The sequence below is a fragment of the Actinoplanes sp. NPDC051470 genome, assembly GCF_040682035.1.
Taxonomy (GTDB): Bacteria; Actinomycetota; Actinomycetes; order Mycobacteriales; family Micromonosporaceae; genus Actinoplanes.
This window is the reverse complement of the sequence record NZ_JBFBAA010000004.1, coordinates 409,259-422,783: the sequence shown is the minus strand read 5'-3', so window position 1 is coordinate 422,783 and position 13,525 is coordinate 409,259. Positions and strand designations below refer to the sequence as shown.

The 13,525-nt window shown below is 70.2% G+C and carries 11 protein-coding genes and 1 pseudogene; 9 read left to right on the top strand and 3 right to left on the bottom strand.

Annotated features, from left to right (window positions below):
* Window positions 1-82: 82 nt before the first annotated feature.
* A pseudogene (locus tag AB0M54_RS11110) lies at window positions 83-460 on the top strand (uracil-DNA glycosylase family protein); the annotation flags it as partial.
* A 46-nt stretch (window positions 461-506) separates the two neighbouring features.
* Here the strand turns inward: AB0M54_RS11110 and AB0M54_RS11105 are convergent.
* Window positions 507-1,253 (bottom strand): TetR/AcrR family transcriptional regulator C-terminal domain-containing protein, encoded by a 747-nt coding sequence (locus AB0M54_RS11105; protein WP_364470418.1) that lies wholly within the window; start codon window positions 1,251-1,253, stop codon window positions 507-509.
* Window positions 1,254-1,329: 76 nt separating this feature from the next.
* Between AB0M54_RS11105 and AB0M54_RS11100 the strand changes: the two genes are divergently transcribed.
* From AB0M54_RS11100 to rny, 8 genes are all read left to right on the top strand, one after another.
* Entirely contained in the window at window positions 1,330-2,280 is a 951-nt protein-coding gene (locus AB0M54_RS11100) for an ATP-binding cassette domain-containing protein (protein ID WP_364470416.1), read from the top strand.
* Window positions 2,277-3,056 (top strand): ABC transporter permease, encoded by a 780-nt coding sequence (locus AB0M54_RS11095; RefSeq protein WP_364470414.1) that lies wholly within the window; start codon window positions 2,277-2,279, stop codon window positions 3,054-3,056. The genes AB0M54_RS11100 and AB0M54_RS11095 overlap by 4 nt, the downstream gene beginning before the upstream one ends.
* A gap of 232 nt (window positions 3,057-3,288) precedes the next feature.
* Window positions 3,289-3,489: a DUF3046 domain-containing protein gene (locus tag AB0M54_RS11090; protein WP_364470412.1), complete on the top strand. Its 201-nt coding sequence runs from the start codon at window positions 3,289-3,291 to the stop codon at window positions 3,487-3,489.
* 213 nt (window positions 3,490-3,702) lie between these two features.
* The gene (recA, locus tag AB0M54_RS11085) at window positions 3,703-4,749 is read left to right on the top strand and encodes a recombinase RecA (protein ID WP_364315622.1); all 1,047 of its coding nucleotides are present in this window, start codon (window positions 3,703-3,705) and stop codon (window positions 4,747-4,749) included.
* A gap of 938 nt (window positions 4,750-5,687) precedes the next feature.
* On the top strand, window positions 5,688-6,179 hold the full coding sequence (locus AB0M54_RS11080; protein ID WP_364470443.1) for a regulatory protein RecX: 492 nt from the start codon (window positions 5,688-5,690) through the stop codon (window positions 6,177-6,179).
* Between the two features lie 207 nt (window positions 6,180-6,386).
* Window positions 6,387-7,118, top strand: coding sequence for a hypothetical protein (locus AB0M54_RS11075; RefSeq protein ID WP_364470410.1), 732 nt, complete (start codon window positions 6,387-6,389; stop codon window positions 7,116-7,118).
* Between the two features lie 354 nt (window positions 7,119-7,472).
* A complete protein-coding gene (locus AB0M54_RS11070) occupies window positions 7,473-9,287 on the top strand; it encodes a hypothetical protein (RefSeq protein WP_364470408.1) in 1,815 nt (604 codons plus the stop codon).
* Window positions 9,288-10,142: 855 nt separating this feature from the next.
* The gene (gene rny / locus AB0M54_RS11065; RefSeq protein WP_364315629.1) at window positions 10,143-11,843 is read left to right on the top strand and encodes a ribonuclease Y; all 1,701 of its coding nucleotides are present in this window, start codon (window positions 10,143-10,145) and stop codon (window positions 11,841-11,843) included.
* On the opposite strand, the gene AB0M54_RS11060 is transcribed toward rny, so the two are convergent.
* Window positions 11,840-12,808, bottom strand: coding sequence for an amino acid ABC transporter permease (locus AB0M54_RS11060; RefSeq protein ID WP_364315632.1), 969 nt, complete (start codon window positions 12,806-12,808; stop codon window positions 11,840-11,842). The two genes, rny and AB0M54_RS11060, sit on opposite strands and share 4 nt — an antisense overlap.
* Window positions 12,805-13,512 (bottom strand): amino acid ABC transporter permease, encoded by a 708-nt coding sequence (locus AB0M54_RS11055; RefSeq protein WP_364315635.1) that lies wholly within the window; start codon window positions 13,510-13,512, stop codon window positions 12,805-12,807. The genes AB0M54_RS11060 and AB0M54_RS11055 overlap by 4 nt, the downstream gene beginning before the upstream one ends.
* Window positions 13,513-13,525: the final 13 nt, after the last annotated feature.

Sequence of the window (13,525 nt, the reverse complement as noted above, 5' to 3'; positions counted from 1 at the left end):
GATATCCCGCAACCGAGGCGGACAGTGACCTACTGGTCACGCGTGCCTTGACCGAGTTGTCCGTTGTCTCAAACAACGCGACACCAACGCGGTCAAACACTTCCGGTTCGAGATGCGCGGCAAGCGGCGCATCCACCAGACTCCCGGCCCGGCCCACATCACCGCCTGCCGGCCCTGGCTGGTCGCCGAGTTCGCGCTGCTCAAGCCCGAGATCGTGGTGGTGCTCGGCGCCACCGCGGCCAAGGCCCTGCTCGGCCCGTCCTTCCGGGTCACCCGGTCGCGCGGGCAGCTCATGCCCTGGCCGGCCAGCGCCCACCATCCCGAGGACTTCCCGGTCGACGACGCCCAGGCGGTCGCCACCATCCACCCCTCCGCGGTGCTGCGCGCCGACGATCGTGATGCCGCCTATCGCGGGCTGGTCGACGACCTCAAGGTCGCACGGGCCGCGCTCAAGGGCTGACGCCGGGCCGGCGTGCGGTGCTCGTCGGCGCGACCGGGGCGTGGGCTCAGCGGTCGAGCAGCTCCTCCAGCCCGTCGATGATCCGGTCGAGGCCGAAGCGGAACGAACGATCCGGGTCGCCGACCGCGTTGTACTCGAGACCGGCCGCCGTGCCGACCCGGCCCGACAGTGGGTAGCGGTCGCCCGGCATCACCCGCTCCAGCACCGGGGCGTTGACCTCCCACCACTGCGCGTCCGAGATGCCCGAGCTCTCGACCGCTCGGCTCGCGGCGATCGAGGCGCGGGCCGACTGTGCGGCGAACCCGACGACCAGGGTGACCACCTGGTCCATCTCGAGGTCGGTGAACCCGGCGCCTTCGATGGCGCTGAGCTGCCACTCGTATCGGTCCGAGATGTTCGGGCCGATCCACGGGCGGCTCTCCTCCACCTGCAACAGCCACGGGTGCCGATGACACTCGTCCCATTGCTGCCGGGCCACCGCGGTGATCCGTTCCCGCAGGCTCCCGCCCAGCTCCGGCAATTGCTGCTCGCCGGCCACCTCGTCGACCATCAGCCCGACCAGCTCGGATCGCCCGGGGACGTAGGTGTAGATCGACATCAGCTTCAAGCCGAGCCGGTCGGCCACCTTGCGCATCGAGAACGCGGTCAGCCCCTCCTCATCGGCGACCTCGATACCCGCCCGGATGACCTCGTCGACGCTGACCCGCTGCTTGGGCCCGCGCGAGCCCTGTGGCGTGCCGAGGGTCCGCCGCCACAGCAGGGTGAGCGTGCGATCGACGTCCTGATTTTCCATGTGCGGAGATTACCCCGTGGGGTGTACGGTGTACCGCGCGTCTTATTCCGTGAGGCGTACGGAGTTAGGAGTTCTGGTGAGTACCGACCACACCCTGACCGCGATCGGACTACGCAAGCGCTACGGCGATGTGCAGGCCCTCGACGGCTTCGACCTGACCGTCGCGGCCGGCACCATCCACGGACTGCTGGGGCCGAACGGCGCCGGCAAGAGCACGGCGGTGAAGGCCCTGGCCACCCTGATCGACTACGACGAGGGGGAGGCGAGCGTGGCCGGCTTCGACGTGCGCCGTCAGGCCGTCCAGGTCCGCCGCCGGATCGGGCTGGTCGGCCAGCACGCGGCGGTCGACGAGATCCTCGGCGGCCGGCAGAACCTGGTGATGTTCGGACGGTTGTACGGCCTGAGCACCGCCGCCGCCCGCACCCGCGCGGACGAGTTGCTGGCCACGTTCGACCTGACCGGGGCGGCGGAGCGGCCGGTCTCCACCTACTCGGGTGGCATGCGCCGCCGGCTCGACATCGCCGCCGGCCTGATCCTCACCCCGGCCGTCCTCTTCCTCGACGAGCCGACCGCCGGCCTCGACCCGCGGGCCCGCAACGAGGTCTGGGAGAGCGTCCGGGAGATCGCCGGGCGCGGCACGACCGTTCTGCTGACCACGCAATACCTGGACGAGGCCGATCAGCTCGCGTCCCGGATCTCGGTGCTCAACCACGGGCGGGTGGTCGCGAGCGACACGCCGGCCGCGCTGAAACGGCAGGTCGGAGGCGATCGTGTCACCGTCACCCTGCCCCTGCGGCAGCCGCTCGACGAGCCGGCGAAGCGGCTGTCCGAGGCGGTCGGGGCTCCCGCGGTGATCGACGCCGAGGCCCACTCGGTCACCTTCGAGGTCGGCGCGGGGGTGACGGCGCTCGCCGAGATCGTGCGCGCGCTCGACACGCTCGGCATCACCCCGGAAGACCTGGTGCTGCGCCGGCCGACGCTCGACGAGGTGTTCCTCACGCTGACCGAGAAGGAGGTGGCGCGATGAGCACGCTGCGCGCCGGTTGGGTGATCACTCAGCGCGACCTGGCCCATTGGGTCCGCCAGCCCTGGGCGCCGATCTTCGGCCTGCTCTTCACGGTCATGCTGCTGCTGATCTTCGGGTTCCTGTTCGGCGGGGCGATCTCCGTCCCGGGCGGCGGTGACTACATCGAGTTCCTGCTGCCCGGCATGCTGGCGCTGAGCATGATGTTCGGGGTCGAGACCACGGCCACGGCGATGGCGGCCGACGCGCGGCGCGGCATCACCGACCGGTTCCGTTCGCTCCCGATCGGCAGTGCCTCGGTGTCGCTCGGGCGGGTCGGTGCGGACATGGTCAACTCGGCCGCCGAGTTGCTCGTACTCATCGTCGGTGGGCTGTTGATCGGCTGGCGGATCACCGGCGGCCCGGCGTCGGCGGCGCTTGCCGTCCTGCTCCTGCTGCTGTTGCGGTTCGCGGTGCTGTGGATCGGCATCTTCGTCGGGCTCTCCTTCCGCGGCGAGGGCGCGACGATGGCCGTGCAGGTGCTGGTCTGGCCGATCGGCTTCCTGTCGACCGCGATCGTGTCCGCCGAGACGATGCCGGGCTGGCTGGGCGCCGTCGCCTCGTGGAACCCGCTGTCCGCCACCGCGTCCGCCACCCGGCAGCTCTTCGGCAACCCGACCGGCATCACGGACGGGCCGCTGGCCGACGGGGCGGTGTGGCTGGCGCTGGGCTGGCCGGTGCTGCTCATCGCGGTGTTCCTGCCGCTGTCGGCGCGCGCCTACCGCAAGCTGCGCGCCTGACGGCCGCCTCAACCGGCAGGCTCAGATCTTGATGTCGTAGCTGGGTGGTGCGTACAGACCGCAGCTCCCGCCGAGGGTCGGCTCGCTTCGCTACGCCTCCACGTCCGTGCCCGCTCACCCTCTTGCCTGATCCCACAGCGTCCCGCCACCGGCACAGCGCCGCCCACCCACCGGTGGCGGGACGCTCTCGACCCGGCACCATGGAGGTCTGAACTACCGAAGGGACGGTTACGTGCGGCTGACGGATTTTTGGTCGCGGCTCGAGGAGTCGTTCGGCGGCGCCTACGCGCGAAGTCTGGCGGCGGATCACAGTTTCGCGGCACTTGACGACCGAACCATCAATGGGGCTTTCGCTCAGGGTGAGGATGCGGCCACTGTCTGGCGCGTAATTGTCGCCGCGTACCCCGATCGGATCCCATCGCGGCTGCACTGACCAGCGATTCGTACGTTTGTACGGCGTGTCGCTCGATCCTCGTACACCTGTTCGGCTATCGTCCACAGCGGCAAGGTCATACACAGGCCTCGGCAGGGCGGCGCGGTTTTGTCATACCCACCCCCTAGCGTGTGGCGCGTGATGAACAGAAGCTCATCGACTAAGACGCCTGCCAAGTCGAGTGCGGGTAAGGCGAGTACAGGGGTGGCGGCAATGGTTGCAGGACCTGACCGGGACAAGGCCCTCGATCTGGCGATGGCCCAGATCGACAAGCAGTTCGGCAAGGGCTCGGTGATGCGGCTCGGCGAACGGCCGGTCGTGGAGACCGCGGTCATTCCGACCGGCTCCATCGCCCTCGACGTGGCGCTCGGTGTCGGCGGTCTGCCGCGCGGCCGGGTCGTCGAGGTGTACGGCCCGGAGTCGAGCGGTAAGACGACGGTGGCGTTGCACGCGGTGGCCAACGCGCAGCGCGCCGGCGGAATCGCGGCGTTCATCGACGCGGAACACGCGCTCGATCCCGATTACGCGCGGGCGCTCGGTGTGGACACCGACGCGCTGCTGGTGTCCCAGCCAGACACCGGTGAGCAGGCGCTGGAGATCGCGGACATGCTGATCCGCTCCGGCGCGCTCGATGTCATCGTCATCGACTCGGTGGCCGCCCTGGTGCCGCGCGCCGAGATCGAGGGCGAGATGGGCGACAGCCACGTGGGTCTGCAGGCCCGGCTGATGAGCCAGGCGTTGCGGAAGATCACCGGCATCCTGAGCAACTCCGGTACGACGGCGATCTTCATCAACCAGCTGCGCGAGAAGATCGGCGTGATGTTCGGCTCGCCCGAGACCACGACCGGTGGCCGTGCGCTGAAGTTCTACTCGTCCATCCGCCTCGACGTGCGCCGCATCGAGAGCCTCAAGGACGGCACCGACGTGGTCGGCAACCGGACCCGCGTCAAGGTGGTCAAGAACAAGGTGGCCGCGCCGTTCAAGCAGGCCGAGTTCGACATCATGTACGGCAAGGGCATCTCGCGTGAGGGTTCGCTGATCGACGTCGGTGTCGAGCAGAGCATCATCCGCAAGTCCGGCGCCTGGTACACCTACGACGGTGACCAGCTCGGCCAGGGCAAGGAGAAGGCGCGGGAATTCCTCAAGGAGAACCCCGACGTCGCCGCCGAGATCGAGAAGAAGATCCTCGAGAAGCTGGGCGTCGGCCAGACGACCGGCGACGCGGCGGGCGGTGTCGAGCTGCCGCCGGTCGACTTCTGATGCCGGCCACGCTCCGTCACCCGAACATCCTGGGGTGCTGAGCCCCGATGCCCGGACGACGTGGGGCGCGGTCAGGACGCGGATGGGATGCCCTTCCGCCGAAACCGGCCCGTGAAGAAGAGCCTCTCGACGAGCTCCGGCCCGTCGACCCGGAACGCGGCAACGTTCCTGGCGGTCGACGCCGGAGTTCGTCGAGTCGACGCTCGTCTGCTCGGCGCTCGGCGTCCGATGTGGCGGATTTCGACGAGGCCGAATCCGACCTGGCCGAATCTGGCCTGGCCGAATCTGGCCTAGCCGAATCGGGCCTAGCCGAATCTGATCCGGCCGAATCCGGCCTGGCCGAATCCGGCCCGGCCGGGGATGACTGGGCCGGGCCTCCGCCGGACGACGACGACCAATGGGCCGGCGTTGACGCCGTGCCGGCGGGGAAGCACCGTGAGGGCGCGGAGCAGTCCGGCGATCTGGCCGGGCTGAGGGCCGCACTCCTCGACCTCCGCTCGGGCGGCGATCTGGCCGCGGTGCGAGAGCGGCTCGCGCATGCGGACAAGAGTTCTGGCAGTGCGTCTCCGGAGGATCCCCTCAGCGAGGCCGGCGAGCAGCGGGGGAGCCGGTCCGTCGGTGGCCGTGGGTCGAACCGGCAATCCGACGGTGCCGGACGCAAATCGGACCCGGCAGGCAGGCGTAGTCGAGGCTCGGCGTTCGGGAAGCGTAATCCCGGCGATGCGATCGGATCGCGCTTTGGCGGCGGGAGTGGCCGGGGCTCGGGATTTGGGGATGAGCGCGTGTCTGGCGACGAGGGCGAGCCGGGGCGCGCGTCCGGGCGGCGCGGGCGCGGCGGTGGGCGGCGTCAGGCGGGCAGCCGGGAGAGCGATGGCGCGCGGGGGCGGAAGCCTCGGGACGAGGGGCCGCCGCGGAGCGAGGGCGAGGTTGCCCGGGAGATCTGCCTGCGGCAGCTGGCGGTCCGGCCGCGTACCCGGGTGGAGCTGGCCAAGGCCCTGGCCAAGCGGGAGATCTCCGACGAGGTGATCGCCGAGGTGCTCGACCGGTACGACGAGGTCGGGATGATCGATGACGCGGCGTTCGCGCGGGCGTGGGTGAGCACCCGGCACCAGGGACGTGGACTGGCGCGCCGGGCCCTGGCCAATGAGCTGCGACAACGTGGTGTGGACGCCGAGGTCGCGGGCGCGGCGCTGGAGAGTGTGGACGATGAGGCCGAAGCGGCCACCGCCCGGGCGCTGGTCGACCGGAAGTTGCGCACCGTCCGGGGCGAGCCCGATGCGGTCTTCCGGAAACTCGTCGGCATGTTGGCGCGAAAAGGTTACTCCGCGGGCGTTGCCATTCGCGCGGTGAAGGACGCATTGGCGGACCGTGATGCCGAAGCGGCCGAATTCGCGGCCCAGATCGACGCCGACGCCATGCCGGATGAATAGACCGATACAATTTTGTGACTTAATGCTCACCCGGGTGACCGGGCTCTCACGCATGGGCGCTGACCAGCCACTGTCCGGTGTGTCCGTATTGTCAATCATGGATGGCGCGACCGGCGGGAAGTCGGTAGGTTGCACGTCTGAACGCATCAAAGAATCGAGCGTCCGATAGGGACAATGGATTCTGAGTTCGACACAACGGGGAGGAACATGCGTACCAAACACCTCGCGCGCGTACGCGGTATGCGAGCAGTCGCGCGATTGGGCCTACTGGTCGGCGCCATGGGTGTGGCCGCGTTCGCGGGTGCCCACTCCGCTTCCGCCGCGACCCTGCCTGAGGCCGCCGTCAGCACCCTGGCTCTCGAGCCGGCCACGCCCGGCGGAGCGGAGGGCACCGCCGGCACCGTAAAGAAGGACCCGCCGCCGGACCCGGATCCCGACCCGGACCCGGATCCCGACCCCGACCCGGACCCCGACCCGGACCCCGACCCCGACCCGGACCCCGACCCCGACCCGGACCCGGATCCCGATCCCGACCCGGATCCCGACCCGGACCCGGATCCCGACCCCGACCCGGATCCCGACCCGGACCCGGATCCCGACCCGGATCCCGATCCCGATCCGGACCCGGGTGAGAATCCGGGCGGCGGCGGTGGTGACGGTCCTGGTGAGAACCCGCCGAACAACCCCGGCAACGGTGGCGGTAGCGGCAACACCGGCGGCGGAAGCAACAACGGCGGCGGCAGCGGGAGCAACGGCGGCGGCAACGGCGGCAACAACAACGCCGGCGGCGGCTCGGGCGGTTCGTCCGGCGGCTCGGAGCTGGCCCGCACGGGTGCGGATGTCGTCAGCGTCGCGGGCGTCGGTGCGGCGATCGCGGCCGGTGGCGTCGGCCTCATCCTGGTGACTCGCCGACGCCGGGAGACCCCGGCCGAGGACTGATCCACCTGGTCGCGGCGGCTGAGTCGCCGCGACCACGGATCGTGTGTCAACAAGCGAACTGCCCGGCTGCTCAAGCAGCCGGGCAGTTTCGTCAGAGGGCGATGGTCGCGGCGTTCAGATCGGGGCGTGGGCAGGCCAAGCGACGCTCAGGTGGAGCTCCGCGCAGGCTGTGTCCCGGGCGTTGCGGATCGACCGAAATCGGAAGTCCGCGACCACGGAATGGCACGCGAAAGCGTCGACGGAGGGTGATCAATGACGGTCACAGACAGGGCCGGCGGTGACCTTTGACTCTATTGCTGAGCGTTGATCTCTCGGGGCTCCCGGCTTGGCGACCGGCTAGTAATATGGTGCAGCGTGACCGGTAATTCCCCTGATGTTTCGCGCGGCTACGGGCCCTTTCGGCGAGGGGACGATCCGGCTGCGCGTGAAGCCGGATCGCGACCGGACGAAGCGCCGTCCACATCCGATCAGACAAAGGCGGACGACGCTGACCGCACGGTGATCGTCCCGCCTCCGGCAGATTCGACGACGGTCATTCCGGCGCAGAACTCCCCGTCGCCGAGCAATCAGACCCAGGGCAATCCGCCACAGGGCAATCAGCCACCGATCGATACGACGCCGGCCACCACGGCCCCGTCCCACGGCGCGGCCCCGGCGAGCGCGGCCCCGAACAGTGCGGCTCCGGTTCACGAGTCCCCGGCAGGTGCCCATGGCGGGTCGGCGGCCGATCCGGCTCAGCTCGCCGTCGCTTCACCAAACGCGGCCGCTATGACCAACGACGATTCGCCGACCACGATGATGCCTGTGGGTTCGCCTGGCGCGAGCCCCGCGGGCGTTGCTCAGACCGGCGGCTCAGCGAGTGTCAGCACGGCTCCGACCGGCGCGACCGCGATGCCGGCCAACGCGACCGCGATGCCGGCCAACGCGACCGCGATGCCGGCCAACGCGACCGCGATGCCGGCCGGTCATGACTCGCCGACGACGGTGGTGCCGTCCGGTCCGGCTGGCGCGGGCCCGGCGGGCGGTGGCGCGCCGACCGGTCCATCCCAGGGCGATCACAGTCAGCCTGGGTTGCCGCACTACGGTGCCGCGCCGGACGAGGCGCATTACGGCCCGTTCCACGGCGGCGATGAGCCCAGTTCCGGCGCCGCTTACGGCGCGGCGCCGGCCTCGGGCGGGCCCTATGCCCCTGACCCGAGTTCCGGCGCCCCTCAGTGGTCAGCGCCGCCCGGCGAGGGGCCCGTTGATGCCTACGGTCTCCCGGTGGCGCCGTCGTCGGGTGGCAGCTTCGATCAGTACGGTCTCGGCCCGTCGTCGGGGGCGCCGCGGTTCAGTGTCGGTGGCGAGGAGTCGCCGGGTGGTGTGGGGCCGTCGTCGGGAGGGGCGGATCCGCATGGGCTCGGGCCCTCGTCGGGTGGGCCTCGGTTCGGGGCCGGCGACGCCTACGGTGACGATCGGTTCGGGTTTGACACCTCGGGGCGCGGTGGGCCTCGGATCGAGCCTTCGCCGCCTCGGCGGCGGAACAAGCTGGTGCTCGGGGCTCTGGCGGGGCTGGCGGCGGGGCTTCTGGTCTTCGGTTCGGGTGGGTTCTTTCTCGGGCGGGGTACGGCCGGTGGGGCCGGGCCCGAGCCGACCTCGCCGGGGCCGACGGTGTCGGCGGGGCCTTCGCTGGGGGTCTACGAGCAGTCTCAGGTTGAGATCAACCAGGCCAAGCTGACGGGGGCCCTGGCGCCCATCTCGCAGGGCTGGCTGTCGCGGCTGGCGAGTTGTGACCGCAGCGGCAAGGCGGGCGGCCCCTCCCTGAACAAGGGGGAGAAGGCGCGCGTCCGGTGCCGGGTCGACGGCATGACCATGATCTTCGTGGAGTACGCGACGGTGACCGACCGGGACAAAGCGCGGGTCAAGACGCTGAGTCAGAACGTCGACGCCCGGACGCTCACCCCTGGGGTGGGACCTGCGGGTGACAAGGCCGCCCCGAGCGGGCGGACCCTGGGGAGCTACGTCGAGTACGCCTACACGGTCGAAGAGAAGCAGGTGCGGCAGACGGTCGCCGGCATCTGGTGGGACGACACGAAGACTCCGGTCGCGGCGTACATGCTGGCCTTCTGGAAGTCGGGCGTGGGGGAGGATTGGGCCCCGATGCGGGACGTGTGGGGGCGGTACGCCTGAATTGCCCCACACGCCCTGAGCTGGGTCTGTGCGGGTCTGTGCCGTAAGTCCCATCCGCTGCCGAATCATGAGTCCTTGACCGGACCGGCTTCCGCGACCTAGCCTCGCGTTACACAAGCTTTATCCGACCATCGCAAGCAACACGCACAACATAGATCGCATTACATTCCGGCATCAAATACTGGGGCTGCTCGCTGACCGTGCGAGGGCCTGACGAGTTCTACCCAGCGGTCGATCACAGGCGCGACACCGGCGTCGATGGTCAGTCGTGCGTGCAAGGCCTTGGTCGGCCAAATCTTGTGAACCGGTACGCAACCTCGCGCGCCGGGCAGACGAGACAAGTGCACAGTCGCAACGATGCGGCCGGGCGGCTACCGCCACCACCGACGAGCCAACCGACGACCCGCCGACCACCCGCCAGACCGCCAGCACCACCCGAGCCCGAGCGAAGGCCCAGACCCCAGCGATGGCCGAGGCCCGCGAAGGCCGGCCCGCAACGGCCACGACCCTCACGGGTCAAGCCCCAAGACGGGCCGAACAGGTGCGGCGGCGAAAGGCGACGGCGAGCAGCCGAGGCACGCCGGCACGGAAGGAAGCCGCCAGACCCATCGGCGGGAGAGCGAGCCGCCCCGAATAGGGGAGGGCAAGCCGAGCAAGCCACCCGAAAAGGGAGGGCAAGCCCAGCGAGCCGCCCGTAAGGGAAGGCAAGCCGAGCGAGCCAACCCCGAGAGGGGCCGGCAAGCAGCCGCCAGCAGACCGGCACCGGCCCGGACGGCCGGAGCAGCGGCCCGCCGACTGTGCAGGGGAGCGCAGTCGCCCGCGGGCGGCGGCGCTGGCGAAGGGAGACGCGGCGACATGACCGCCCTGGATACGGTTCTCGTGGTGGCGATCGTCGTACTCGCCGGGTTCGTGATGGGTGGCCTGTATATCGGCTCCCGCGCGCTGCGCCAGATCCAGAGCAGCAAGGTCGAGGCCAAGGACCGCGCGGACCAGGTCGAGGACGCCCGGGCCAAGGCCGCTTCGGTACGCGCCGAGGCCGCCGCCGCGAAGGCCGAGGCGAACGCCGCCCGGGCCGAGGCGCGACGGGTTCTCGAAGCCGCCCACGGGGAGGCCGACACCATCCTCGAGCACGCCCACCGGCAGGCCGAGACCGACGCCGAGCAGGCGCGCACCGCCGCCCGCCGCAGCGGGGAGCGCGAGGTCGCCCTGCTCAACGCCACCGCCAAGGAGCAGGCGGCCGAGGTCGAGCGCCGGGCCGCCCGGATCGACGAGCGGGAACGCCAGCACGCCGACGAGGTCGAGCGCCTGGTCGAGCGGGAGCGGCGGCTGGGGGCGATGGACGCCGACCTGGCCGGCCGGGAGTCGTCGCTGTCGGGGCGGGAGGCCGAGCTGGCCATCGCCGCCGAGGCGCACCGCAAGGAGCTGGAACGGGTGGCCGGCCTGAGCGCCGAGGCGGCCCGGTCCGAGCTGATCGAGACGATCGAGGCGCAGGCCAAGCGGGAGGCCGCGATCCTGGTCCGTGACATCGAGGGCGAGGCGAAGCGTACGGCCGACACCCGCGCCCGGCACATCGTGGTCGACGCGATCCAGCGCATCGCCAGCGAGCAGACCGCGGAGAGCGTGGTCAGCGTCCTGCATCTGCCCAGCGATGAGATGAAGGGCCGCATCATCGGCCGTGAGGGCCGCAACATCCGGGCGTTCGAGTCGACCACCGGGGTCAACCTGATCATCGACGACACCCCGGAGGCGGTCCTTCTTTCCTGCTTCGACCCGGTACGCCGCGAGGTCGGCCGCCTCACCCTGGAGAAGCTGGTGCTGGACGGGCGCATCCACCCGCACCGCATCGAGGAGATCTTCGAGACGGCCAAGGGCGAGGTCGACCGGCTGTGCGAGCGGGCCGCCGAGGAGGCGCTGGTGGACGTCGGCATCACCGACCTCCACCCGGAGCTGGCCACCCTGCTGGGCCGCCTGCGCTACCGCACCAGCTACGGCCAGAACGTCCTGAAGCACCTGGTCGAGACCGCGCACATCGCCGGCATCATGGCCGCCGAGCTGGGCCTGGACGTGCCGACGATGAAGCGGGCGGCGTTCCTGCACGACATCGGCAAGGCGCTCACCCACGAGGTGGAGGGCAGCCACGCGCTGATCGGCGCCGACCTGGCCCGCAAGTACGGCGAGTCCGAGGACGTGGTGCACGCGATCGAGGCGCACCACAACGAGGTGCCGCCGCAGACCATCGAGGCCGTGCTGACCCAGGCCGCCGACGCCTGTTCGGGCGGGCGGCCGGGGGCGCGGCGGGAGAGCCTCGAGGCGTACGTGAAGCGGCTGGAGCGGATCGAGGAGATCGCGGCCGGCAAGGTGGGTGTGGAGAAGGTCTTCGCGATGCAGGCCGGCCGGGAGATCCGGGTGATGGTCCGGCCCGATGACATCGATGACATCGGCGCCGCCGTGCTGGCCCGGGACGTCGCGAAGCAGATCGAGGAGGAGCTGACCTATCCGGGTCAGATCCGTGTCACGGTCGTCCGCGAGTCCCGGGTCACGGAACTGGCGCGCTAGGCGAGCCCGCCGCCGGTGCCGGCACCGATCGCGGCCGGCGGCGCGGCTGTCTCCACCGGCAGGTTCTTGGTCTTGCTGCCCCGGGCGAGGCGGCGCTGCACGTAGCCGGCCAGCTTGGACAGGCCGTAGTTGATCAGGATGTAGATCGTGCCGACGACGATGTACATCTGAATCTGGTTGTCCAAGATCTGCACGACCTGGGTGGTGACCCGGAGGATCTCCTCGTACCCGATGATGAAGCCCAGCGACGTGTCCTTGAGCACCACGACCAGCTGGCTGATCAGCGCCGGCAACATGATCCGGAACGCCTGGGGCAGCAGGATCATGCGGATCGTCTGGCCGTCGCTCAGACCGATCGCGTCGGCCGCCTCGCGCTGGCCGGCGGGCAGGCCCTCCATGCCGGAGCGCAGGATCTCGGCGATCACCACGGTGTTGTAGAGGACCAGGCCGAGAACCAGGTACCAGAGCAGGTCGCCCAGTTCGACGCCGAGCGACGGCAGGCCGAGCCAGACGAACACGATGGTGATGACCACGGGCAGGCCGCGGAACACCTCGACGAAGATCCGGCTGAGCCAGTCGAGGGCGACCATGATCACGCGCAGCAGGATCGCGACCGGCGCCGGGAAGCCCACCCACCGGCGGTGGGAGGCGCGTCGCAGCCAGATGCGGGCCACGGCCAGCAGCGTGCCGCAGACCAGGGACGCGACCACGGCCATGGCGGCGGCGATCAGGGTGGCCTGGAATCCGTCCCAGATTCGCGCCCAGAGCAGGGCGAAGTCATCCTCGGACGGGTCGATCAGCGCCGCCCACTTCTCCATCTCGAACTCGCCGCGCGCGTCCAGCGGCTTGTAGACGAAGAAGTAGGCGCCGACCAGGACCAGCACGCCGACCGCGATGCTGCTGATGATCGTGATGAGGCGGGCGCGGGGGCCGGGCGCGTCGTAGAGCGTGGTCGGCTGGCTCATCGGGCCACCGCCCGGCGCTTCTCGATCCGGTCGAGCAGGACGCCCAGCGGCACGGTCATGATCAGGAAGCCGACCGAGATGCCGATCATCAGCGGGATGGCCGGTTCGCCGCCGACCGTGATCCGCTCGTACCCGCTGTTGGAAAGGTCTCCCACCACGCCGAAGAAGCCGGCCAGCGCGGAGTTCTTGATCATCGCGATGATCACGCTGCCGAGGGGCACGATGGCCGCCTTCCACGCCTGCGGGAGCACCACGAAGCGGAGGTTCTGGGTGAAGGTCAGGCCGATCGCGCGGGCCGCCTCGGCCTGGCCGGCCGGCACCGCGTTGATGCCGGAGCGCAGCGCCTCACAGACGAACGCGCCGGTGTAGAGGCTGAGCGCGATGATCGCGAAGCGGAAGTACGGCAGGTCGATGCCGAGCCGGGTGAAGATCTGGTCGAGCCCGGGGATGCGCAGGAAGCTGGCGTTGGAGCCGAGCGCCGGCAGGCCGAACGCGGAGAAGAAGAACACGATCGTGAGCGGTACGTTGCGGAACACCGTCACATACGCGGTGCCGACCGCGCGCAGCGGCGGCACCGGGGAGATCCGGAAGACCGCGATGACGGTGCCGATGACCAGCGCACCGATCGCGGCCAGGAACACGAGTTGCAGGGTGAGCCAGAACCCACCGGCTAAGACGTCGAAGTTGTCGATCACGGCGCCCATGAAGCCGCCTCAC